This window comes from Thalassospira sp., from assembly GCF_002709775.1.
Lineage (GTDB): Bacteria > Pseudomonadota > Alphaproteobacteria > Rhodospirillales > Thalassospiraceae > Thalassospira.
In genome coordinates, this window is sequence record NZ_PAQR01000034.1 from 82,353 (window position 1) to 103,045 (window position 20,693).

General features: G+C 56.1%; 22 protein-coding genes and 1 pseudogene. 10 read left to right on the plus strand and 13 right to left on the minus strand.

Features of this window, described 5'->3' with window-relative positions; all coding sequences use genetic code 11:
• Positions 1-234 precede the first annotated feature (234 nt).
• Positions 235-1,554, plus strand: a complete 1,320-nt coding sequence (locus CMO10_RS12905; RefSeq protein WP_297022809.1) for a calcium-binding protein — start codon at positions 235-237, stop codon at positions 1,552-1,554.
• A gap of 121 nt (positions 1,555-1,675) precedes the next feature.
• On the opposite strand, the gene CMO10_RS12910 is transcribed toward CMO10_RS12905, so the two are convergent.
• From CMO10_RS12910 to CMO10_RS12925, 4 genes and pseudogenes are all read right to left on the minus strand, one after another.
• Entirely contained in the window at positions 1,676-2,476 is an 801-nt protein-coding gene (locus tag CMO10_RS12910; protein WP_297022812.1) for a MetQ/NlpA family ABC transporter substrate-binding protein, read from the minus strand.
• Between the two features lie 89 nt (positions 2,477-2,565).
• Positions 2,566-3,225, minus strand: coding sequence for a methionine ABC transporter permease (locus CMO10_RS12915; RefSeq protein WP_044828469.1), 660 nt, complete (start codon positions 3,223-3,225; stop codon positions 2,566-2,568).
• A gap of 93 nt (positions 3,226-3,318) precedes the next feature.
• Positions 3,319-4,047, minus strand: a pseudogene (locus tag CMO10_RS12920) (methionine ABC transporter ATP-binding protein); the annotation flags it as partial.
• Between the two features lie 225 nt (positions 4,048-4,272).
• Positions 4,273-4,962 (minus strand): TetR/AcrR family transcriptional regulator, encoded by a 690-nt coding sequence (locus CMO10_RS12925; protein ID WP_297022815.1) that lies wholly within the window; start codon positions 4,960-4,962, stop codon positions 4,273-4,275.
• A gap of 226 nt (positions 4,963-5,188) precedes the next feature.
• On the opposite strand from CMO10_RS12925, the gene CMO10_RS12930 reads away from it, so the two are divergent.
• Both CMO10_RS12930 and CMO10_RS12935 read left to right on the plus strand, forming a co-directional pair.
• Entirely contained in the window at positions 5,189-6,151 is a 963-nt protein-coding gene (locus CMO10_RS12930; RefSeq protein ID WP_297022819.1) for a homocysteine S-methyltransferase family protein, read from the plus strand.
• Between the two features lie 33 nt (positions 6,152-6,184).
• Positions 6,185-6,823, plus strand: coding sequence for a GNAT family N-acetyltransferase (locus CMO10_RS12935; RefSeq protein WP_297022821.1), 639 nt, complete (start codon positions 6,185-6,187; stop codon positions 6,821-6,823).
• 22 nt (positions 6,824-6,845) lie between these two features.
• Here the strand turns inward: CMO10_RS12935 and CMO10_RS12940 are convergent, their stop codons facing one another.
• The 4 genes from CMO10_RS12940 to CMO10_RS12955 all read right to left on the minus strand — a co-directional run bounded on the left by CMO10_RS12940 (position 6,846) and on the right by CMO10_RS12955 (position 9,859).
• The gene (locus CMO10_RS12940) at positions 6,846-7,106 is read right to left on the minus strand and encodes a DNA polymerase III subunit chi (RefSeq protein ID WP_297022824.1); all 261 of its coding nucleotides are present in this window, start codon (positions 7,104-7,106) and stop codon (positions 6,846-6,848) included.
• Entirely contained in the window at positions 7,076-7,765 is a 690-nt protein-coding gene (locus tag CMO10_RS12945; protein ID WP_297022826.1) for a hypothetical protein, read from the minus strand. Before CMO10_RS12945 ends, CMO10_RS12940 begins: the two co-directional genes overlap by 31 nt.
• A 26-nt stretch (positions 7,766-7,791) precedes the next feature.
• The gene (locus tag CMO10_RS12950) at positions 7,792-8,247 is read right to left on the minus strand and encodes a DNA polymerase III subunit chi (RefSeq protein ID WP_297022828.1); all 456 of its coding nucleotides are present in this window, start codon (positions 8,245-8,247) and stop codon (positions 7,792-7,794) included.
• A gap of 142 nt (positions 8,248-8,389) precedes the next feature.
• A complete protein-coding gene (locus CMO10_RS12955; RefSeq protein ID WP_297022830.1) occupies positions 8,390-9,859 on the minus strand; it encodes a leucyl aminopeptidase in 1,470 nt (489 codons plus the stop codon).
• Between the two features lie 273 nt (positions 9,860-10,132).
• Here CMO10_RS12955 and CMO10_RS12960 point away from each other — a divergent pair, with 273 nt between their 5' ends.
• Positions 10,133-10,387 carry a DUF2798 domain-containing protein gene (locus tag CMO10_RS12960; RefSeq protein ID WP_044828463.1) on the plus strand — a complete coding sequence of 85 codons (255 nt, stop codon included), beginning with the start codon at positions 10,133-10,135 and terminating at the stop codon, positions 10,385-10,387.
• A gap of 11 nt (positions 10,388-10,398) precedes the next feature.
• On the opposite strand, the gene CMO10_RS12965 is transcribed toward CMO10_RS12960, so the two are convergent.
• Positions 10,399-10,863, minus strand: coding sequence for a GNAT family N-acetyltransferase (locus CMO10_RS12965; protein WP_297022834.1), 465 nt, complete (start codon positions 10,861-10,863; stop codon positions 10,399-10,401).
• A 155-nt stretch (positions 10,864-11,018) separates the two neighbouring features.
• Positions 11,019-12,116, minus strand: coding sequence for an AmmeMemoRadiSam system radical SAM enzyme (amrS, locus tag CMO10_RS12970; RefSeq protein ID WP_297022836.1), 1,098 nt, complete (start codon positions 12,114-12,116; stop codon positions 11,019-11,021).
• 88 nt (positions 12,117-12,204) lie between these two features.
• Between amrS and amrB the strand changes: the two genes are divergently transcribed.
• The 3 genes from amrB to cysQ all read left to right on the plus strand — a co-directional run bounded on the left by amrB (position 12,205) and on the right by cysQ (position 14,982).
• Positions 12,205-13,683: an AmmeMemoRadiSam system protein B gene (gene amrB / locus CMO10_RS12975; RefSeq protein WP_297022837.1), complete on the plus strand. Its 1,479-nt coding sequence runs from the start codon at positions 12,205-12,207 to the stop codon at positions 13,681-13,683.
• A 5-nt stretch (positions 13,684-13,688) separates the two neighbouring features.
• Positions 13,689-14,072: a DUF2750 domain-containing protein gene (locus CMO10_RS12980; protein WP_297022840.1), complete on the plus strand. Its 384-nt coding sequence runs from the start codon at positions 13,689-13,691 to the stop codon at positions 14,070-14,072.
• Positions 14,073-14,166: 94 nt separating this feature from the next.
• On the plus strand, positions 14,167-14,982 hold the full coding sequence (gene cysQ, locus CMO10_RS12985; RefSeq protein ID WP_297022843.1) for a 3'(2'),5'-bisphosphate nucleotidase CysQ: 816 nt from the start codon (positions 14,167-14,169) through the stop codon (positions 14,980-14,982).
• 30 nt (positions 14,983-15,012) lie between these two features.
• Here cysQ and CMO10_RS12990 read toward each other — a convergent pair whose 3' ends face one another.
• Complete coding sequence (locus CMO10_RS12990; protein WP_297022846.1) at positions 15,013-15,261, minus strand: hypothetical protein; 249 nt, start codon at positions 15,259-15,261, stop codon at positions 15,013-15,015.
• Positions 15,262-15,410: 149 nt separating this feature from the next.
• Between CMO10_RS12990 and CMO10_RS12995 the strand changes: the two genes are divergently transcribed.
• From CMO10_RS12995 to CMO10_RS13005, 3 genes are read left to right on the plus strand one after another with little or no spacing between them, the layout of a single operon-like run.
• Positions 15,411-16,406, plus strand: a complete 996-nt coding sequence (locus CMO10_RS12995; RefSeq protein WP_297022849.1) for an L-threonylcarbamoyladenylate synthase — start codon at positions 15,411-15,413, stop codon at positions 16,404-16,406.
• A gap of 12 nt (positions 16,407-16,418) precedes the next feature.
• Positions 16,419-17,831 carry an FAD-binding oxidoreductase gene (locus CMO10_RS13000; protein ID WP_297022851.1) on the plus strand — a complete coding sequence of 471 codons (1,413 nt, stop codon included), beginning with the start codon at positions 16,419-16,421 and terminating at the stop codon, positions 17,829-17,831.
• A gap of 36 nt (positions 17,832-17,867) precedes the next feature.
• Positions 17,868-18,617, plus strand: a complete 750-nt coding sequence (locus CMO10_RS13005; RefSeq protein WP_297022853.1) for a DUF4336 domain-containing protein — start codon at positions 17,868-17,870, stop codon at positions 18,615-18,617.
• Positions 18,618-18,631: 14 nt separating this feature from the next.
• Here the strand turns inward: CMO10_RS13005 and CMO10_RS13010 are convergent, their stop codons facing one another.
• Together CMO10_RS13010 and CMO10_RS13015 are read right to left on the minus strand one after the other, a co-directional pair.
• The gene (locus CMO10_RS13010; RefSeq protein ID WP_297022856.1) at positions 18,632-19,543 is read right to left on the minus strand and encodes a DMT family transporter; all 912 of its coding nucleotides are present in this window, start codon (positions 19,541-19,543) and stop codon (positions 18,632-18,634) included.
• Positions 19,544-19,688: 145 nt separating this feature from the next.
• Positions 19,689-20,540 carry a 5'-nucleotidase, lipoprotein e(P4) family gene (locus CMO10_RS13015; RefSeq protein WP_297022859.1) on the minus strand — a complete coding sequence of 284 codons (852 nt, stop codon included), beginning with the start codon at positions 20,538-20,540 and terminating at the stop codon, positions 19,689-19,691.
• Positions 20,541-20,693 lie beyond the last annotated feature (153 nt).

Sequence of the window (20,693 nt, forward strand, 5' to 3'; positions counted from 1 at the left end):
GTAACCAAAAAAAGCCCCCTCCCCCTTTTTCCGATCAATGAAAACCGCAGCACCGTGGACTCCCGCCTGCGCGGGAGTGACGACGCAAAGAACACCCGCAAGGTTCTGCCATCCCCGCGAAGGCGGGGATCTCGCCCTGCCACCTACACAGTCATCCACATAGCCATCAAGTCGCCAAAATTGCGAAGCAACCTTGAATTGCCGGGGTAAAGGTATTCCACGCAGGAGATGGTCATGGTTGACAACATCTATGGAACCGACGGCAACGACACGATTATCGGGACAGAACAGGACGACCGGATATATGGCCGCGAGGGCGACGATTATGTCCAGGCCCTTGGCGGCAACGATCACCTGTTTGAGCTGGGATTTGGTAATGACACGCTTGATGGCGGTGCCGGACATGACGACATCAATGGCAGTGCCGGAAACGATACGCTGTTTGGCGGGTCGGGCAATGACGAACTCAATGGCGGATCGGGCGCTGATGTGATTGATGGCGGCCCCGGTCGCGATGAAATCACGTTCGGCTTCACGCAAGATCCATCAAACCGGGGCGTTTACGTCAATCTCACGACCGGGATCGGGTTGGGCGGTGATGCCGAGGGCGACCGATACAGCAATATCGAAGATATCCGCGATACGACCTATGGCGATGTCTTGATCGGCGATGAAGGCAAAAACGCCTTTTATCAGATCTACAACCGCACCGATGACGGTGACGTCATGCAGGGACAAGGCGGCGATGATACGTTCTATGCCGCGGCCAGCACCGACTTTTCCGAGGACAGGACCAATATCTTTGATGGCGGTGACGGGATCGACACCATCAGCTATATCGCGGGATGGGGCAATGATGCACCCTATGGCGAATACGGCCCGCAACCGGTCATCAACCTTGAAACCGGCACGGGGCGTACCGGCGATCATTTCATCAATATCGAAAATGTCGATGGCAGCAATCAAAGCGACCTGATTATTGGTGATGACCTGGACAACCGTCTTGTCGGCAATCGCGGCAATGACACCATTTATGGCGGTGACGGCGACGACACCATGTTTGGCGAGAACCTTTACGGCGAGGCCGGAAATGACACGCTGACCGGTGAAACGCGCGACGTGTTGCTTTATGGCGGCGATGGGCATGATACGCTGCGTGCCGGCCCCGGCGGCAATCCGGTTTTCTATGAAAACCTTTTGTCTGGCGGCGCGGGAAATGATTGGCTTGAAGGCAATAGTAGCCCGGATACCTTCGTTTTCGATGCAGAGGCCTCAAGCCGTGACCGGATTATCGGGTTTGAGACCGAAGATTATTATGACGAAATTCGCGATGTGCAGCGTGACATCGGGCACGATACGCTGCTTCTAACAAGCGATCTTCAGGAACGCTCCGGCATCACGGATTTCGAAAGCTTCCTTGATCACACCACCCAGACCGGCGATGACCTCTATGTCGATTTCAGCAATGGCGATCCATGGACATTTGGCGTGATTATCGAGGATACCAACAAGGATGATCTGACCGCCGAACATGTCCTGTTTGGTGACGTCTGATGAACGGTCGATCAAATCCTCATACAATTTGATCTTAATCCCCCATCGGTCGGGTCATAAAAAAATCCCGCAAGGCGCAAACCCTGCGGGATTTTTCAATTATTTTGAATAATGCAGACGATTATTCAGAAAGTTTGAATACCGGCAGGACCGATCCTTCATACTTGGTTTCGATGAATTTGCGGACCGCTTCATCGTGATAGGATTCAACCAGGGTTTTGACCCACGGTTCGTCCTTGCGCGAGGTCTGGGTGACAATCACGTTGGCATACGGGCTGTCATTGCCTTCGATTGCAATCGAATCCTTGATCGGGTTCAGACCGGCTTCAAGCGCATAGTTGGTGTTAATCGCCGAGGCATCCAGATCATCAAGCGAACGCGGCAGCTGGGCAGCATCCAACTCGACAAAGCTGATATCTTTCGGGTTTTCAATGACATCAAGCGGGCTGACAACCAGACCAACCGCCGGATCGACCTTGATCAGACCATGGGACTGCAGGACGAGCAACGCACGACCGCCATTGGTCGGATCGTTCGGAATGCCGACTTCGGCACCTTCTGGCAGTTCATCCAGGCTTTTGATTTTGTTGGAATAAATGCCCATCGGGGTCAGGATGTTGTAGCCAACCACCGACAGCTCATAGCCGCGATCCTTGATCTGGTTATCAAGATACGGCAGGTGCTGGAAGCTGTTGGCATCCAGATCGCCATCATCAAGCGCCTGGTTGGGAATGACATAGTCCGAGAAGCTGACGATTTCGATATCAAGGCCCTTGGTGGCCGCGACCTTGACGACTTCTTCCATGACTTCTTCATGCGCACCCGGGGTGACGCCGATTTTGATTTTTTCGTTCGCAAGCGCCTGACCGGTCAGGGCCGATGCGAGGACGGCAGCCGCCGTCAGTTTAAACAGAAACCGCATTGTAAAACTCCTTGTTTTCTTTTGGGTTTGTGCGGGAATTTGGCGAACGTGAGCAATCCTCACATTCTGAATTTCATTCGATCAGAGGATCAGATGTTTCGCTTGTCTGCCTTACGCGCCAGATAGTCGCCAAAGCTTTGTACGGCCTGCACAACGACAATCAGGGTAATCACAACTGCTGCCATCACATCCGGGCGGAAACGCTGATAGCCATAGCGAATACCAAGATCGCCCAGACCACCGGCGCCAACAGCACCGACCATTGCGGAATAGCCAATCAGGGTCACCGCAGTCAGGGTCAGACCGTGAATGATGCCGGGCAGCGCTTCGGGCAGGAGAACCTTGACCACGACCTGAACCGGACGGGCACCCATGGCCTGGGCCGCCTCGATCAGGCCGCCATCAACTTCGCGCATTGCCCCTTCGATGATGCGGGCAATGAATGGGATGGCCGCCACAGTCAATGGCACAATGGCAGCAGAGGTCCCGATTGAAGTGCCGACAACGAAACGGGTAAAGGGAATGATGGCCACCGCCAGAATGATGAACGGCACGGACCGGGTCGCATTGACCAGCGGTCCAAAAACACGCTGGAACCAGAGCGCTTCAAACAGCTCGCCCCGGCCGGATGTTGCCAGCAAGACGCCAAGCGGCAAGCCAAACAGGGTGGCAATCGAAAGCGACACTGCGACCATATAAAGGGTCTCGCCAGTAGCCTGCAGCAGAATGGGTGCAAGGGTTGAAAACATGACTTAGCCCTCCTGCCCGGCTGCGGCACCGGTGGTCGTGTTGGGGGTGTTGTTCGCATCCGATCCGGCACGGAAATCCATGAATTCATCGGCCAGAAGCGATTGGGTGGTCGCGTGTTTGGGATCGGCAAAGATGCCTTCGACAGCGCCTTCTTCGACAATCACGCCACCATCCATGACAGCCACACGATCACAGAGCGCCTTGACCACCGCCATTTCGTGCGTAATCACGACCATGGTCAGACCAAGGCGTTTGTTGATGTCTTTCAGCAGTGTGAGGATCTGGCGGGTGGTTTCCGGATCAAGGGCGGAGGTGACCTCGTCACACAGCAGAACCTTGGGGTTGGATGACAGCGCGCGCGCAATACCGACACGCTGTTTCTGACCACCTGACAGTTCGGCCGGATAGCGATCACGCTTTTCTTCAAGCCCGACCAACGGGAGCAGCGGATCAACCGCCTTGGCAATATCGGCCTTGGAAGCCCCGGCGAGTTCAAGCGGCAGTGCGATGTTATCGAACACGGTGCGCGAAGACAGAAGGTTGAAATGCTGGAACACCATGCCGAGTTGACGGCGGAACAGCGGCAAGTCGCGTTTGGAAAGTGTCGTAACATTGGTGCCATCAACCGTGACCGTCCCGGATGTCGGGGTTTCAAGCAGGTTGATGCAGCGGATCAATGTCGATTTGCCTGCGCCGGAACGGCCGATGACGCCAACAATTTCGCCTGCTGCAATATCAAGATTGATGCCGCGCAAGGCGATATGTTCGTCACTGCCACGCCGGGCTGCATATGTTTTATGGACGTTCGAGAGCCGGATCATGGGTCTCAACCTTTCCGTAGATACAAAAAAACCGCCGCGGCTTAACCGAGGCGGTCGTACATACGGAGCATATACGCCCTCTCGCTTTAGCCGCATTTTTAGCGCGCCCGCAAGCTGAGGAGCAAATCGGCGCGTTCAACACCTCACTGTCTATCTGACCCGATGTCATTCTTCAACAGGTAAAATCATGCATTTTACGCATGGCATGTATGATTACATACTAAATTACAGTAACTTATGTGTTTTATCTCTAGCAGCCCGCTGGGTGAAAAGCAGCTTCAGGAAACTGCGCAGCAGCATGACCTGATCTGCCAGCTTGCGCGGTTCATTAAGCGCCTTTGACATGACGATGCCGCCTTCAAGCACGGTTGAAATCATGTCGGCAACCTGTTCGAGGTCGACGGGCTCGGTCGTCTGATACTGGCCTGCGATATCATCAAGGATGGCGCGGAACCGAATGCGCCAAGCCAGAACGGCGTGGCGGTTGAGGTCGCGGACTTCCTTGTCAAACAGGCGTTCCTGATAGCAATAGACCGCAACAATGCAGCCCGGATGGCCGTTGGGGAGGTCTTCAAGCACCTCAGCCAGCATTTTAAGGGCGGCGAGCAGTTGTTGTAGAGGATCATCGACCAGTTCGCGGGCGCGATCAAACACCTGATCGAGGATTTCGTCATCCTGTTCGATATAGCGCTGCAACAGCGCGCGAGCGAGTTCGTTCTTGTCGCGGAAATGATAGAAAAATCCGCTTTTGGTCAGCCCGGCCTCGGCAATGATTTCCTCGATCGAGGTCGCACCGAACCCCTTTTCCAGAACGGAGTTCGAGGCAATTTCAAGAATGCGTTCGCGCGTGCGCTCGCCCTTGCGTTTGGGGCCACCGAATGTGTCGGTGATGCTCAGTTTTGCGTGCTCGGTCATCACTTACCCTACCGCCGGTACAGTTTTTCGTCGCGATAGGCCACCCTGGCCGCGCCGAAAAACACCGGATCTTTCATAACCACTTGTTTTGAATATGTTTTTGGAAATCTGAAAAACCTGACCGTGTGCCCACTAGAAGCAAAACCCAATCAGGGCGAGATTTCCGACCCGGGTTTACATACCCAAACGGTAGAAAATTTAAAACCTAAAACTGAAATTCGGACATATGAGCACACGTAATCCGCACCTGCCGCCGCACGGAAGGGCAAAATTCATCACCGATGGCGGTCTTGAAACCACCCTGATCTTTCATGACGGGATCGATCTTCCCCATTTTGCATCCTTCGACCTTCTGAAAACCGAAGAAGGCTGCGCACATATCACCGCCTATTACGAGCGTTACCTCGAACTGGCAAAGAACGCCCAAGCGGGCTTCATCCTTGAAAGCCCGACATGGCGCGCCAACCGCGATTGGGGCGCCAAGCTTGGCTATGACGAGGCGGCCTTGGCGGAGATGAACCACAAGGCGATCGCACTCATGACCGACCTCCGTGATCGTTATCATAGTGCGGCAACACCATGCCTGATCAGCGGCAATATCGGCCCGCGTGGGGATGGCTATGTGCCGTCTGATCGTATGACGGTCAATCAGGCGCGCGCCTATCACGCACCGCAAATCGTGACATTTGCCAAGGCGGGTGTCGATCTGGTTTCGGTCGTGACCATCAACTATCCAGAGGAAGCGATGGGCATCGCCCTGGCCTGCCGGGATGTCGATATCCCGTGCGTAATCGCGTTTACGGTCGAGACCGACGGCAATTTGCCAAGTGGCGAGACACTGCGCGAAGCCATCAAAATGGTCGATGACGAGACCGGGGCATACCCGGCCTATTACATGATCAACTGCGCCCATCCGGATCATTTCCGCGACCGGCTGAAAGAACATGGCGATTGGAAAAACCGCATTTGCGGGGTGCGTGCCAATGCATCACGCCAAAGCCACGCCGAACTGGATGCCTGTGAACATCTGGATGACGGCGATCCCGACGAGCTTGGTCAGCTTTATCACGATCTGGTCGATCTGCTGCCCAATCTGGCGGTGATGGGCGGCTGTTGCGGTACTGACCACCGTCATGTCGCGGCCATGACCAAACATGCCTTTCCCCGCCTTGCGGGTTCGGCGCAATAGAGCCTTAAAAATCAAAAGAACTGGATACGAGCAATGATTGCAGAACAGACAAGCGCACGGGCAGCACAATTTGGTGCTGCCCACCTGCCCCGTACAACAAGCTTTGTCAAAGCCACCAAATCCGATGCCGATGCGATGGCAGAACTGATCAATATCGCTGGCGAAGGCCTGCCTGCCTATTTATGGCAGGGCATGGCAAGCGCGGATGAAACCGCCTTTGACGTCGGGCGCAAACGGGCCGCGCGCGATGAAGGCGGCTTTTCATATCGCAATACCACCCTTGCGGTGCGCGGTGGTGAAACCATCGCAGCCCTTGTCGATTACGCCCAACCCGATCAGCCGGAACCCGTTGATCCGTCCGAACTGCCTGCGATGTTTGTGCCATTGATCGAGCTTGAAAACCTGGCACCGGGCAGCTGGTATATCAATGTGCTGGCGGTATTTCCCGACCATCGTGATCAGGGGGTTGGCTCCGACCTGATTGCCCGGGCAGAGGCCAATGCGCGACAGGCGGGCAAAAAGACCGTCAGCCTGATTGCATCAGATGGCAATCCCGGTGCGATGCGCCTGTATCAACGTCATGGCTTTGTCGCGTGCGCCAAGCGCGCAATGGTGAAGGAAGATTGGGAAAACCCGGGTCGGAACTGGGTTTTGATGATCAAGGAAATCTGAAAATACAAAAGGCCGACTGCACTTAGCTTTCGGCCTTTTTCTCCCACGATCCTTGCGGGGTTTGTTGCCAGTAGGACAGTTTGAGGCCGGCGTCTGTCCAGTCTTTCCAGCGGGTGCGGGCCTCGGCCACGGCATCATGGTCGCGATCATCAAACAGCATGATGACGCGTTCATAATCCCCGACCTTCTCGCTCATGGCGCGGTCGGTCAGAAACAGGAAATGGGCACCGTTGGGATTTTCATCCTCGGACGTCAGCCAGATTGGTAAGGAACTGCTTTCCATCCTGCAGAAAAGTTCTCTAAAATTTCCTTTTCTCGCCCCGACCCTATAAGCCACAAGTATTTGTCAACAACCCTATATTTATAAGGGTAGATTCTCGGGATATATTTTTGAGCTTCAGCCAGATTTGTCTTTTTCTCGTCCGCAAAATCAAAGAAGCTCTTAAAAAAGTCAGCTGCTGAATGCGAAGCCTTTAGATCAGTATTTTTCCGTAACCCCTTTACGATATACTGATCGTACATGGGCACATATTTCGGCTGATAAAACCAAAAAAGCTTGAGTGTAAGGCTCGGCATTTGCAGTTCCCCATCCTGTGGTTTTCTGAAAGACCTACCAAGCTTTGTTGGGCAAAGCATATGGTCTACTTCTTCCAATCTGCGAGCGACCTCTTCCGTACAATTCTGAGTCGGCAGCGCCGGACTGTACACTTTCTGACTTAGCGCTAAGAGGTACCTACGAGTTTTGCAATTTGCACCTGAGAAAACGGCACCCTTCTTTCCTCTCAATAATGAGTACTTCTTGAGGAACTCATGGCAGGTCCCATGCTCGCAAGCGGTCCATTCGCCTTTTTGATTTTGATCCAACCATTTTGCGTCATGTCTATCAAATATAGCTAGCTGTTCAGAGATAGCCCAAACCCAGCGCAGCAGTTCAGAATCCAAAGCGGCCTCCCAGATTAAAAAAACAATCAGCTTTCGGCCTTTTTCTCCCACGATCCTTGAGGGGTTTGTTGCCAGTAGGACAGTTTGTGTCCGGCGTCCTTCCAGTCTTTCCAACGGGTGCGGGCCTCAGAAACCGCATCGTAATCGCGATCATCAAACAGCATGATGACCCGTTCATAATCGCCGACCTTGTCGCTCATGGCGCGGTCGGTCAGGAACAGGAATTGCGCGCCGTTGGGATTTTCATCATCCGTCGTCAGCCAGACCGGCTGCATTTCGGCATCGCCGTCGGATTTGGAGCCATGGGGCAACCAGCTTGCCGGATCAAAGGTCCAAAGCAGGGTGTTGATGGCTTCGACCCGTTCTTCGACACCGGTCATCACCACGGCACGCTTTTCGCGCTCCAGCGTTTTGGAGAGCAGCGTGGGCAAGGCCCGTTCCAGCGGCATGCTGGTGAGATGGTAGAACCAGATATCAGCCATAAGGCGGTTTTATCCCGAACATGAAAACGGGGCAAGGTGATCAACACCCTGCCCCGTATATTTCAACGCTATCATGCCCCACTATGCCAACGTGGATTCCCGTACCCGCCTGCGCGGGAATGACGGCATTTGGGCATAGCGGTTAGCTTTCGTAGTTATCAGCAACAAAGCGATCAAGCAGACGCACGCCAAAGCCGGTGCCGCCTTTCGGCACGACTTCCTTGTCCGCAGTCGACCAGGCCATGGCGGCGATATCAAGATGCGCCCACGGGCGATCCTTGGTGATAAAGCGCTTGAGGAACTGGGCCGCGGTGATCGAACCGGCCGGACGGCCGCCAACGTTTTTCATGTCGGCAATGTCGGATTTAAGCTGCTTGTCATAGGCAGGCGACAGCGGCAGACGCCAGACGCCCTCATCAACCGAAAGACCGGCTGTGGTGATCTGGGTTGCCAGATCATCATTATTGGAAAACAGACCGGCATTTTCATGACCGAGTGCTATGATGACTGCACCGGTCAGGGTTGCGAGATCAACGATCAGACGCGGGTCGTATTTTTCCTGCACATAGGTCAGCGCATCACAGAGAACCAGACGGCCTTCGGCGTCGGTATTGATGACTTCGATCGTCTGACCGGACATGGAGGTAACAACATCGCCCGGGCGCTGCGCGCTTGAGGACGGCATGTTTTCAACAAGGCCCAGAACCGCAACCACATTGCATTTCGCCTTACGACCAGCCAATGCCTTCATCAGGCCCGACACCACACCGGCCCCGCCCATATCCCACTTCATGTCTTCCATGCCAGCAGCGGGTTTGAGCGAGATACCACCGGTATCAAAGGTCACACCCTTACCAACGAAGGCAACCGGGGCGTCCTTTTTCTTGCCACCGTTCCAGCGCATGACGACCATGGCCGGTTTACGGGCCGAACCCATGGCAACGCCCAGAAGTGCTCCCATGCCAAGCTTCTTCATTTCCTTTTCATCAAGGATGTCGATCTCGACACCGAGTTTTTCGAGTGCCTTGACTTCCTTGGCGAAGCTTTCGGGATAGAGAACGTTGGCCGGTTCGGACACCAGATCGCGGGTGAAGAACACGCCTTCGACGACCTTTTTGGCGGCATCGAACTGTTTCTTGGCATCCTTGTAATCGCGGGCGGCGATATCAAAGGCCTTCAATACCGGCTTGTCTTCCTTGGTCTCGGTGGTGCGGTATTTATCGAAACGATAATCGCGCAGCATTGCACCGGTTGCGAAATCAGACGCGAGGTTTTCCATGTCAAAGAGAACGGAAAGCTCCTTCTCGCCGGTCGAGATGGCGCGTGCGGTGACGGAACCACCCAGTTTCTGCGCAGCAATCACGTCAAATTCGGCTTCCTTGCCGATCCCGAAAATGATCACACGCGACAGATCGACATTGGCCGGTGCCAGGATCTGCAGGCTTTGGCCCGATTTACCCTTGAAGGTCGACGCCTTGATCGCCTTGGTGATCGCACCACCGGTTGCCTCATCAAGTGCAACCGCACTTGGCATCAGATCGGCGCCTTCGGTCGCAAAGGCGATTACGGCACCGCTTTTCGGAATGGCGAGATCGGAAAACGTGATCTTCATGGTGAACAGGACTCCTGTCATGTTTCGGGGCGCGCAGGCCTTATAAGAAGCACCTGCGTCATTGAATACTGCCTCCTAATCTAGCGTGAATAACGCGCTTGAAAAGGCTTATCGTTGAAAAAGAACGCGATGCGTGGCCCCTGCACCGGCACCAAGTGATCTTGGTCATCGTCTTTGGTGCAGGACAAATTGACATTGCGCAGAGACTTGCGAACAAAAACATTACATCATAATTTTATGGTATATTGTTCGCATTATCGGAAGAAGACCCCCATGCAGCCTTTTATTCCCCGCCGTCTGGAGCCTGTTGCCTTTGCATTCCTGCTTTCGGGCATCCAGTCCTTTCTGATTTCGGGCATCGCAACGTCCATCGCGATTTCGGACTGGTCGAAGTTTTTTGAATTGTGGATGGGAGCCTATGTGTCGTCCTGGGCGATTGCGTTCCCGGGTGTGCTGGTGGTGGCACCGCTGGTGCGCCGGATTTTGAAACGGATCGTCAAACCGGACAGCAGCACGCAGGCCGCCTAAGCCACGGTTAATCAACCAAAATCAAACAGCGAAAGCGACGGGTTGGATTTGATATATTCCACCTCGTCGTTTTCGATATCGCCCGTACTGTGCCAACCGTGGCTTTCATAAAAGCCGTGTGCGCGGTTACCGGGATTGGCCCCGGTGGTCAGCGAGATGTCATTACATCCTTGGGCAAACAACCAGTCTTCGGCCGTGCGCAGCAGGGCAGCGCCGACACCGCGCCCTTCAAATTCCGGATCGACGAACAGTGCCCAAAGGGTGGCCTCGCTCGGGATCGCAATCGCGAAACCGGCGGCGGAGCCATCGAGATCGGCAAGCCAGATGCCATAGCCCTGGGAAAGCCACTTGCCAAAGGCCGCCTTGGTGATGCCGCGTTCGGCGAGTTCCGAGGCAGAGAGATGGTTTTCGCGCACGCGGCTTCGGATGGCAAAGATTGCCCCGACATCGCCCAATCGTGCTTTACGAATTTTCATCCCGGCCACTGTGCGTACTTTCTTGCCAACCGCGTCAAACTGGGCGGCAATTTAGCGATATGACGCGAGAGCGCCAGCGAAATCGTCAGGTCGTTGTGTTCCCCAATCGTCATCCCCGCGCAGGCGGGGATCCAGTCCGGAATGACCACGGGTGGTCAGGTGGTTTCTTTGAGCCGCACCGGCAGGCGTTTCGGGCCCCATTGGCCCGGTTGTGCCTGAAAGACGCCAGCGCAATGAGTGCCGCAGCTTTTGCAGGCCCCGTGGGCATCAAGGTTCCAGTCCGAAAGCTGATACCAGTCACGACCAATCAGGATCTCGCCGCAGGCATGGCAGAAGGTGCTGCTATGCGTTTTGTCATGGACGTTGCCGACATAGGCATAGCGAATGCCGTTTTCCATGGCGATCTTGCGCGCGCGTACCAGTGTTTCGGGCGGGGTGCGCGGCGTATCCATCATTTTCCAGTCGGGATGAAAGGCCGAGAAATGCATCGGCACGTCGGGGCCGAGTTCATCATGCACCCATGACGTCATTTCATGGAATTCGGCGTCACCATCATTTTCGCCCGGGATCACAAGGTTGGTCAGCTCCACCCAGACACCGGTTTCATGGCGGAGATATTTAAGCGTCTCCAACACGTCACCCAGATGGGCCGAGCAGAGCTGATGATAAAAGCGATCCGTAAAGCCCTTCAAATCCACATTGGCGGCATCCATGTGGCGGAAGAATTCCACGCGGGCCTCATCACCAATATAGCCCGCCGTGACCGCCACGGTGCGTAAGCCCATTTCGCGGCAGGCAATGGCGACATCGACAGCATATTCCAGAAAAATCACCGGATCATTATAGGTAAAGGCGACGGATGAGCAGCCATAGGCCTTGGCGGTTTTGGCGATCATTTCAGGGGTTGCGAGCGAGGAAAGCTTATCCATCTCGCGCGCTTTGGAGATTTCGTAATTCTGGCAGAACTTGCAGGTCAGGTTACAGCCCGCCGTGCCAAAGGACAGGATCGGGGTGCCGGGCAGGAAATGATTGAGCGGCTTCTTCTCGACCGGATCAATGCAAAAGCCCGATGATCGCCCCCACGTCGTCAGCACCATCTGATCGCCTTGGCGGGCGCGGACAAAACACAAGCCCCGCTGCCCGTCTTTCAGCTTGCAAAAGCGCGGGCAGACATCGCACTGAATACGACCATCATCGAGATGGTGCCAGTAGCGCGCCGGGACGGTGTCGGTGTTGATCGCGGGATCAGTCATCAGCTTTTTCCAAATGCAAAGCTTCCTCTTTGAAAATCTAGTCCTGATCGCTATCTTTTTCAAAGGAAGTCATGCGATTGGAGCGCCAATGACCATCATCCGCCCACCTGCTGTTGCCGGGACGTTTTATCCGGCCGATGCCGATCTGCTGCGTAGCGAGATTGACGGGCTGATGGGTGCGGCCCTGCAATCGGATGTCGCGCAGCAGGAAACGGCCACGCCCAAGGCGATCATTGTGCCGCATGCGGGTCTGATGTTTTCGGGCAGTCTGGCCGCGCTTGGCTTTGCGACGGTGCGCGCACTCAAGGACACCATCAAACGCATTGTGATCATTGGCCCGGCACACCGCATGGCGTTTCAGGGGATTGCGCTGGCGCGGGCTGATCAGTTTGCCACCCCGCTTGGCACGATGCGCTGCGACCTACCATCACTTCAAAAGGCCTTGGCACTGCCGCATGTTCAGATGCTTGATGAGGCGCATACGCTTGAGCATGGGCTTGAGATCGAATTGCCGTTTATCCAGCGCCTGTTTGGCGAGGGGGCTGATATCGGCATTGTGCCGCTTCTGGTCAGCAGGTGCAGCCCCCGCCAGGTGCATGAAGTGATCGAGAAGCTTTGGGGCGGGCCGGAAACCCTGATCGTGATTTCATCGGATCTGTCGCATTTCCATGATTATGACACCGCGCAGAAGATGGATAACCGCACGCGCGCGATGATCGAGAATTTTGATGCCGAGAATATTGATAGCAGCGATGCCTGTGGCGCGCTTCCCGTCGCCGGGATGTTGATTGCCGCACGCAATCGCGGCATGCGGATCAAGACGCTTGGCATGCGCAATTCCGGCGATGTGACCGGCGATAAATCGCGCGTTGTCGGTTATGGCGCCTGGGCGCTTTATGACGGAAAGGCAGCGGGGATGCGCGATGACGACGAGGACGGCGAGGATGATTTTACCAAGGCGACCGAACATCTGATCAAAACGCATGGGGCCGAGATGCTGGGCCTGTGTCGGCAATCGATCCTGCATGGGCTTGAGACCGGGGCGCTGCTTTCGGTGTCGCCAAATGAATTTGGCCCGGCACTTTCGGCACCGGGGGCGTGTTTTGTCACGCTCAAGAAGGCCGGGCAGTTGCGCGGTTGTATCGGGTCGATCATGGCGCATGCGCCGCTTGCCACAGACCTTTGCGAGAATGCCTTCAAGGCAGCGTTCCGTGATCCGCGCTTTGCCGGATTGTCACGCGAAGAAATCAATGATGATCTGGAGCTTTCGATATCGGTGCTGTCGCCGCCCCATCCGTTTGCCTTTGCCGATGAGGCGGATTTTGTCGCCAAGCTGACGCCGTTTGAGGACGGGATTATTCTGGCGGATGGTAATCGGCGGGGCTTGTTCCTGCCGCAAGTTTGGGATCAATTGCCCGATCCGAAAGATTTCCTCGCCCACCTTAAGCGCAAGGCGGGGCTTGCGATGGATCACTGGTCGCCCAATATGCGCGCAGAGCGGTTTATTACGCGCGGGATATCGTCACGCGATGTTTCGCCGCACGGTTTCTGGGACCAGCAGGGTTAAACGTTATGGCAAACGAGACACAAGGCGACACACGCTACGCCGATTTCATCCGCGAGGTTGCGGAATGGGAGGGTGTCTGGGCGCTGTATCATAATGGCTGGTTGCTGCGCACGACCGAGACGGGCCAGAAATACTGCCCGATCTTTGCCATGCGTGATGAAGCCAAAAGCTTTGAGGCCAGCATTCAAAGCGACCATGTGCCGACCGCGATCACGCTGGTTGAGCTGATGGAAAGCCTGATGGTGCAGTGGCGGGCCGAGGACATCATGGCGGGCATCTGCCCCACCCCGGCCAAGCCCGCGATTGTCGTCAGCCTTGATCAGGTGAGTTCAGATCTGATGACCGCACTCAAGGACGTCATGACCGAGCGGTTTGGCAAGCAGAGCTGAAAAGACGCTGCACCTCCAAAGCTGGGCTGGACCTTGCGGACAAAATTCCCTATTCCCGTGGGATAGTTCAATCTCCCTGATAAACGAGAGTGCCATGACCGTTGCCCTGCCCGCTGATGCCGATGCCCTTGAAAACGGACTGATTGAAATCGCCCGCAAGGCCGGGGCCGCGATGATGGCAATCTATCAGACCGATTTCGAAGTGCGCTCGAAGGATGACGCAAGCCCGGTGACCGAGGCCGATGAAGCGGCAGAGGCCGTGATCCTGCCGGGGCTTCGGGCACTCACCCCCGATGTTAAAATCGTGTCCGAGGAAAGTGCCGCCAAGGGCGATGTGCCTGATGTGAATGGGGAAACCGATTTCTTCTGGCTGGTCGATCCGCTTGATGGCACCAAGGAGTTCATCAAGCGCAATGGCGAGTTCACCGTCAATGTCGCACTGATGGCCAAAGGCAAACCGGTTCTGGGCGTGGTTTATGCCCCGGCAATCGACAAGCTTTATTACGGCGGGCCGGATGGTGCCAAATTGATCGAAGGTGATCTGGAACCCAAAACCACCGCCATTTCCGTGCGCGACATGCCTGAAGACGGTGTTGTCGTGGTCGGCTCCCGCTCGCACGGCGATCCGGAGGCGATGAAAGCGTTTCTGGGTGATCTTGCAGTCAAGGAACTGCGCCCGGCGGGAAGCTCGCTCAAGCTTTGCTTGGTAGCAGCTGGCGAAGCCGACCTGTATCCTAGGCTCGGCCCGACCATGGAATGGGATATCGGCGCGGGTCATGCGGTTCTGCTTGCGGCCGGGGGCGTGGTCGAAAATATGGACGGCTCAGGATTCGTTTACGGCAAGGCCGATTTCCGCAACCCGTTCTTCATCGCCCGCAGCCCGTCGGTGCCCGTAAAGTACGAGCAGTAAGCCTTCGCAAAGCGGGATCAAAAGCGAATTTCAAAGCTGCATCAAAAGCTTGCTGATCCTGCGTTGCAACACCGACCAAACGCGCATTTTTCGGGAAATCTTGAAACTGCTCCATACCGCAGTTTTCTTGACTTTCCGCGATATTTTTGCTATCAATTCCTTATCGCCACACAGAGTGTAGGTGACGTAAATAGCCGCCGGAATCACGGCGACGCGGTCCAGTTTCACCACCGCGGGGCGAAGCCGGGCTAGAGCGTAAAATGGAGCCGCCATTTTCATGGCGGCTCTGCGCTGTTCAGGGCAAATTTTTCATCAGATCGTCGTTGGTTTTTCAGGCTTGATTGCGGGCTTTGCGCGTGATCTTCCTTGTCATGGCAGTGCATCATCGCTAGGTATTTGAGATAGATTATCTTTTCGCGGAACGTTGCATGTCGCCAGCCCTTACCATCCGTCCCTATTCCGAAGGTGCCCTTAGTCAGGCGGCAGCGAAGCTGCGCGCCGGTGAGCTGGTGGCCTTCCCGACCGAGACGGTTTACGGGCTGGGCGCGGATGCAACCAATGCCGATGCGGTGGCGGGGATTTATGCCGCCAAGAAGCGCCCAAGCTTCAATCCACTGATCAGCCATTTTCCCGATCGTGATGCCGCCGCCCGTCATGCCGAATTTGATGCGCGGGCCGATAAGCTGGCCGCGGCGTTTTGGCCGGGTGCGCTGACCCTTGTGCTGCCGCGCAAGGCTGACAGCGATGTTTGTGATCTGGTGACCGCAGGGCTTCCGAGCATTGCGGTCCGCGTTCCGGCCCATCCGATGGCGCGCGAGTTGTTGCGTGCGGTGGGTCGCCCGGTTGCGGCCCCGTCTGCCAACCGGTCTGGCAAGATCAGCCCGACAACGGCCGGTCACGTTGCGCGATCGCTTGGTGATGCGGTTGGCATGATCCTGGATGGCGGACCGTGCGGGGTTGGGCTTGAAAGCACGGTGATTGATCTGACCACCGACCGGGTGGTGATGCTCCGCCCCGGCGGGGTGACGGCCGATCAGGTATCAGAGTTGCTTGGGACCGATGTTGTCATGGCCGACAGCGATGACACCGCCCCCAAAAGCCCCGGCATGCTGAGCAGCCATTATGCGCCGGGACTGCCCGTGCGGCTTGAGGCCACCCGCGCCGATCCGGCCCAATATGGCAATGAAGTGCTGCTGGGCTTTGGCGATTGCACCACCAAAGGATTTGACGCGGTCTTGTGGCTGTCGAAATCCGGCGATGATATCGAGGCGGCAGCCAACCTGTTTGCCAAGCTGCATGAAGCCGATCAAGGCCGCTTTGACGGGATTGCGATTGCGCCGATCCCGGATGACGGGCTCGGCCTTGCGATCAATGACCGTTTGAAACGCGCCGCGGCCCCCCGCGCGCCGCATGACGGCAAGTAAGGGAACAACACCATGTCGTTCCTGCCAGAAGCTGCACTCACGGAACTAAAAGACCTGCTGGGCCCCAAGGGTTTCAGCGTGGAAAGTGACGTTCTGGCCGCCCACAACAGTGAGGCCCGTGGCAAGTTTACCGGCGCATCCGAGATCATCCTGTTTCCGGCAAGTACAGAGGAAGTCGCCAAGGCGGTTGCCATTTGTGCCGCACACGACATTGCAGTCGTGCCACAGGGCGGCAATACCGGACGCTGCGGCGGGGCGGTTGCCGGGGACAAACAGATCCTGATCAACCTCAAGCGCATGAACAAGGTGATCGAGATTGATGGCCGTGATTTCACAGCGACTGTTGAGGCCGGTGCGATCCTGCAAACAATTCATGAAGCTGCAGAAGAACAGGATTTGCTGTTTCCCCTGTCCCTGGGTGCCGAGGGCACCTGTCAGATTGGTGGCAACCTTGCGACCAATGCCGGGGGTTTGAACGTTATTCGCTATGGCAATGCGCGCGACCTTTGCCTTGGGCTTGAGGTCGTATTGCCGGACGGCACGGTGTGGAACGGTTTATCGAAGCTTCGCAAAGACAATACCGGCTATGACCTTCGTGATCTGTTTATTGGCGCTGAAGGCACGCTTGGCATCATTACCAAGGCGACGCTAAAGCTTTTTGCCCAGCCCAAACACATCGCCACCGCCTGGCTTGCCGTGCCCTCGCCCGAATGCGCGATTGATTTGCTGGCACTCGCGCGTCGTCATACCGGCGATGGTATTTCGGCCTTTGAGCTGATGAGCGATTTTGCCCATGATCTGTCGGTGACATACCTTCAGAACCTGACGCGCCCGCTTGCGACCAAAACGCCCTGGCATGTGTTGATCGAGCTGACGTCATCCCGCTCGGATGATGATCTGCAGACCCTTCTGGTCGATCTTTTGGGTCAGGCGGTCGAGATCGGGCTTGCGAGCGATGCGACCATTGCCCAGTCCGAGGCCCAGCGCAAAAACCTGTGGGCGATCCGCGAAGGCATCCCCGAGGCGCAAGGTTATGAAGGCGGATCGATCAAGCATGATGTGTCAGTACCCGTATCGAAGGTGCCCGATCTTCTCAAACGCGGTATGGCGGCGGCCGAGGCGCTTATTCCCGGCATTCGCCCCTGCCCGTTTGGCCATGTCGGGGATGGCAATATCCATTTCAATTTCAGCCAGCCTGCCACCATGGACAAGCAGGTTTATCTTGCGAAATGGGAAAGCCTGAACGGGATCATCCACGACATCGTTGCCGACCTTGGCGGATCAATCAGTGCTGAACACGGCATCGGGCAGCTTAAGCGTGACGATTTGGCGCATTACGCCAGTGTCGAAAAGCTGAAGCTGCTGCACGCTATTAAAAAGGCGATTGATCCCGACAACCGGCTTAACCCCGGCAAGGTTGTCTAGCCCCACCCGCCCACCATTCCGCACGGTGAAGAACCGATGTTTTCCGTTGAACCCTATGCGCCGCTTGATACCGCGAAACAGATTGCGCCCGATGTCTGGATCTTTGATGGCCCGGTGATCGGGTTTCAGTATTGCGGCGTGAAACTGCCCTTTCCGACCCGCATGACCGTCATCCGGCTGGCCAATGGCAAGCTGTTTGTCCATTCGCCCATCCGACTGACCGATGCGCTTAAGACCGAGGTCGATGCACTGGGCGAGGTCGCCTATCTGATCGCGCCCAACACCATCCATTATGCCGGGGTGCCGGACTGGCAGAAGGCCTATCCCCACGCCACAGCCTATTGCGCGCCCGGTGTGATCAAGCGGGCAAAATCCGTCGGCATATCGGTTGCGTTTGATGCGGAGCTTGCCGATACGCCGGAGCCTGAGTGGGCCGGTGAGATCGAACAGGTTCTGGTGCGCGGCAGTTATTTGAATGAGGCGGTGTTTTTCCATAAAGCCTCAAACACCCTGATCCTGACCGACCTGATCGAGAATTTTGAAGCGGCCAAGATCCACAACCCGATCTGGCGGTTTATGGTCGAACTGTTTGGCACCATGGATCCGCATGGCAGCACGCCGCGCGACATGCGCCTGACCTTTGCCGGGTACAAGGACGGGGTGCGCAAGGCGGTTGAAACCATGATTGGTTGGAACCCGGATTACGTCGTGCTGGCGCATGGGCGGTGTTACGATACGAACTGTGAAGCGGAGCTTAAACGCGCCTTTTCATGGGTTTTGAAATAACCCGAACCCCAGCCTTATTGCCGCAGTGACATTATCCCGGCGGCGACAATCATGATGATCCCGATCAGTGACAAGGCATCCGGGGTTTCGGCAAAGAACAGCACACCCCAGACAAACGAAAACCCGACATAGGCAAAATCAAACGTCCCGATCATGGCCGGCGGGCCATTCTGATAGGCGATTGCCGCCCCGATGCTGCCAATCAGGATCGAGGCCGCCAATATGGCCATCGTGCCCAACCCGTTCAGGGTCATGCTGGTCCAGGGGGCAAGGAGAAAGCCCTGCCGCATGTCATCAGAGAGCATGCTGATCACGACGGCCGCAACGGCACCCACCACCACAAAGGCAATGTTGAGAGCAAGCGAGAGTTTGATCGGATGAACACCCCGGCATTTGGTGCGGGTCAAGATCATCGCGCAGGCATAGAGCATGGCCGAACATAGCGGTAACAGCGCATAGCCATTAAAGTTTCCGGCATCTGGACGCAGGATGAACAAGACACCAGCAAAGCCGATCACAACCGCAAACCAGCCGGTTTTACTGATCGCGGTTTGGGTGACAACAGCACTTAGCAAAGTGATGAAAATCGGCAAGGTGTAATAGGTCGCGGCTGCCACCGACAGGGTCAGATGCGGCAGGGACAGGTAATAACAAACCCACATGATCACCAGCAGAAGACTGCGCAAGGCGGTCCAGCCAAAAGCCCGACCAAGGCGCAAGGCCGATGGCGATCGAATTGCCAGATATCCGACAAGGAAGGGAATGGCGATCCCGGACCGGATGACAAAGATTTGCCAGATCACGAACTGGCTGCTGGATTGCTTGATCAGCGCATCGCCAAGTGACAGGGCGAAGACGGTAAATATGATCGTTCCGACAGCCAATGGAAGACGATCGCGATGCGGGGTGGCGGCAGTCGCTTTCATGGCATCCTGCGGGGTGGCGCGGGCAAAGTGGCTTAGGCCCAACGACCCTAACATCAATGCGCGGCAAAGATGAAGCCCGCAGATCGGCCAGAACAAAGGGCGCCCCGATGAACAAGGCGCCCTTCTGTGTGCTCAGGGTCGACGATTATTCAGCCGGACCGCCCCACGGGGTCATGGCGTTGATCTTGTCCTGACGGCGTTCGTCGCCGGACTTGCCCCAATCGCCACCGAAGGCTGCGGATTCCCAGGAACCGTAGCTCGGGTTCGGGAGCATGAACCAGCGTTCGCCCCAGTAATTGCCGTATTTTTCCATGACTTCGAGACGCTCGGAAATCGAGCCATCGATTTCGTCGGTGAAGTCACCGAAGTTGTCACCGAACTGCATGATCACGCGGTAATCTTCGGCCACCGCCGCACGGCGCGGGGTTTTGTTGGAGCCCCATTCTTCGACTTCGCCACGCAGCATGACGTGCTTTTCATCCGCATAGGGGAAGCCATATTTTTTGAGGTTCTCGATGGTCGGTGCTTCTTCCGGTGCCTTGCGGTTCGAGACATAGAAGACTTCAACACCACGTGCAGCAGCCGCCTTGGTGAATTCCAGTGCACCCGGGGTCGGGGTGGAAATCATGTCATGAACAAACGCTGCCCAGGTTTTGGAGCTGTAATGGGTTTTCTCGGCAACAACCCAGGCCTGATAGGTGGAGTTATCGAGAACGGTTTCATCGACATCAAGGATAACCGCCGGCGGCTTGGTGGAATAGCTGCCATCCTGCTCAAGGGCGGCGGTCCAGTCATGATCGCCAATGGCAGCATCGAGCAAGCGGGTGGCACCGGCATAAACCGACATGGCGGTCGTTTTGTATTCGACCGAGGTCTGCAGCCACAGCGTGCCATTGAGGCCATCATTCTGTTCCGGCTCTGCCTGTGCGCCAAAGGCGACAAGCGCGCTGGTCGCGACAATGGCCGCCACGCCAAATGATTTTGCGATAAAGGTCATATGTAGTCTCCCTGTTGATTTCCCGAGTGCACGGATACTGACCATGCAGACAGGATTGCATAACCATGCCACCGCACTACGATAAAGAAAAAGCCTTTTTCAACATTCCTGCTGAAAAAGGCTTCTGGAAACACTTTGATAAAGGCGCCAATT